We start from the raw sequence: 2,952 nt of genomic DNA on the forward strand, positions 1-2,952 counted from the left end.
TCTTTAAGCAGACTTAGTTCAGGTCTTAGAATCAACTCCGCAGCAGATGATGCTTCAGGGATGGCGATAGCAGATAGTTTAAGATCACAAGCTAATACTTTAGGTCAAGCTATATCTAATGGTAACGATGCTTTAGGTATCTTACAAACTGCTGATAAGGCTATGGATGAGCAACTTAAAATCTTAGATACAATTAAAACTAAGGCAACACAAGCAGCTCAAGATGGACAAAGTTTAAAAACAAGAACTATGCTTCAAGCAGATATCAACCGCTTGATGGAAGAACTTGATAATATAGCAAATACTACTTCATTTAATGGTAAACAACTTTTAAGTGGAAATTTTATCAATCAAGAATTTCAAATCGGTGCAAGTTCAAATCAAACTATAAAAGCTACTATAGGACCAACTCAATCTTCTAAGATAGGTTTAACACGCTTTGAAACAGGAGGAAGAATTTCATCTAGTGGTGAAGTACAACTTACTCTTAAAAATTACAATGGTATAGATGATTTTAAATTTCAAAAAGTTGTGATTTCAACTTCAGTTGGAACAGGACTTGGTGCCTTAGCTGAAGAGATCAACAAAAGTGCTGATAAAACCGGTGTTAGGGCTACTTTTACAGTAGAAACTAGAGGTATATCAGCAGTTAGAGCAAGCACTACTTCAGATGATTTTACTATCAATGGGGTAAAAATCGGCCAAGTAGAATACAAAGATGGTGATGCTAATGGAGCCTTAGTTGCTGCGATTAACTCGGTTAAAGATACTACAGGGGTTGAAGCTTCAATCGATCCTAATGGACAGCTTTTGCTTACCTCAAGAGAGGGTAGAGGGATTAAAATCGAAGGTGATATAGGTAGAGGTGCTTTTATCAATCCAAATATGAAAGAAAACTATGGTCGTTTGTCTTTGGTTAAAAATGATGGTAAAGATATTTTAGTAAGCGGTACAGGTCTTGAATCTGCAGGTTTTGGAGCAAGTCAATTTATCTCTCAAGCTTCTGTTTCTTTAAGAGAATCAAAAGGACAAATTGATGCTAATATCGCTGATGCTATGGGATTTGGTTCCGCAAATAAAGGAATTATGTTAGGTGGTTATTCTTCTGTTAGCGCTTATATGAGTAGTCAAGGAAGTGGATTTTCAGCAGGTTCAGGTTATTCTGTAGGTAGTGGTAAAAACTATTCTACAGGTTTTGCAAATGCTATAGCTATTTCAGCTGCTTCTCAACTTTCTGCAGTGTATAATGTTTCTGCAGGTTCAGGTTTTTCAAGTCAAAGCGGACTTTCTCAGTTTGCAACCATGAAAACAACTGCTTTTGGAGTAAAAGATGAAACAGCAGGTGTTACCACACTTAAAGGTGCTATGGCAGTGATGGATATAGCAGAAACAGCTACAACAAATCTTGATCAAATCAGAGCCGATATTGGTTCGGTCCAAAATCAACTTCAAGTTACCATAAACAATATCACTGTAACTCAAGTAAATGTTAAAGCAGCTGAATCAACTATAAGAGATGTAGACTTTGCAAGTGAGAGTGCGAATTTTTCTAAGTATAATATCCTAGCACAATCAGGCTCTTATGCTATGAGCCAAGCTAATGCTGTACAGCAAAATGTTTTAAAACTTCTTCAATGATTTCTTAGATGCTTTTATGCATCTAAGATTTTTAAAGTGCTTTTTTCTTTTCTAAAAAGTCTTGCAAAGGTAAAATAGCGATTTTAAGTCTTTTATCTTGAGTTTCTAAAAGCTCTACGATATTTTCCATCAAAGATTCATGTGCATAAACCCAAGCAAAAAGTTTATTTTGTTTATCGGAATCATCTTTGATATCTTTAAGATATAAAGGTGTTAATATACTTTGTTCATGATGTAAAGTAGGGCCTAAAATTTCTTGTAAAAAGAGATATTTTTTATTTGAAAGTTTTTCTTTGATCTTATCTATATTTTGATTTATTTGTTCAAGAGAGAGTTTGTTCTTTCCATGAGTAAGATTGTGAATTTGTTTTTGAACTTTTTTACACTCTTTTTTAAAATTCAAAGATAAATTCATATTTTTTTTGATTTTTTGATAGATTTTTAATCCGAGTTTTACTTGTTCTTTAGTATTTAAAACTTGTAATTTTTTAAATTTTTTATCTTTTTTATTTTTGAGTAAATTTTCGCAAAGTTCTTTAAAAGGTTTTTCTATAGCGCTTTCTATCCTAGCACCTCCTTCAGTGCAATTATAAGTTTTACTTTTGCTAAAAGCAATGAAATTTTCAAAAATTTGTCTAAAAAGTGTCCAAATTTCAGAACTTTGAACTTTTCCATTTCCTCCATAAGCTGTAGTGCTAAATCTATCTAAGTCCCTTTCATAGTCTCCATTGTGTAAATTAGCATGGATGAAACCTTGAGAATGTGTTTGCCCATCTTTGGCATAAGCTAAATCCTGACCTATGAGAATGATGTTGTTATGTCCTAAATTCTCAGCTAATTCATAAGCCATATGAGATACACTCATGCCTGCGTTAATATATCCATAATCGTCTAGCCCCAAGCATCTCGCAAAAGGCTGGCCTTTTATGATTAAAATGTATTTTCTTTTATTTTTTTTAAGATAAGAAATGGTTTTTTTATGCACCAAAGAAGCTACTAGAAAAATGATGTCTTTATCAAAATCTTTAAAATCATTATTAAAACATTCAGCTACTATTTCATCGCGTTCCAACATACAAACATAATCAGGTTTTATACCATGCTTAGCTAAAATAGGATAAGAAGAATCCGCACAAAAAATTGTAGCTTTATTAGCATACTTTTTTAACAAAGGAAGTTGTTTAGTAAGAGATGGTCCTGTAGAAACAATGATAGCTGTATCACTTATACCCTTTCTTTTGGAAAGTAATTCTTTATAACTAGGATGAGTAATCATTTGAGGTAAGTTATAAACAAATTGTTCTATGCCTTGCA

The 2,952-nt window shown here is 32.8% G+C and carries 2 protein-coding genes; one reads left to right on the top strand and one right to left on the bottom strand.

All coding sequences use genetic code 11. The features are described 5' to 3' along the window. On the top strand, positions 1-1,638 hold a 1,638-nt coding region (locus AJN70_RS04145; RefSeq protein WP_070295518.1), incomplete at its 5' end, for a flagellin A. A 31-nt stretch (positions 1,639-1,669) separates the two neighbouring features. On the opposite strand, the gene AJN70_RS04150 is transcribed toward AJN70_RS04145, so the two are convergent. After that, the coding region (locus AJN70_RS04150) for a motility associated factor glycosyltransferase family protein (protein ID WP_070295519.1) at positions 1,670-2,952 on the bottom strand (1,283 nt) is incomplete at its 5' end.

It is taken from the genome of Campylobacter sp. BCW_4341 (genome assembly GCF_001764255.1).
In the GTDB taxonomy this organism is placed as follows: Bacteria; Campylobacterota; Campylobacteria; order Campylobacterales; family Campylobacteraceae; genus Campylobacter_D; species Campylobacter_D jejuni.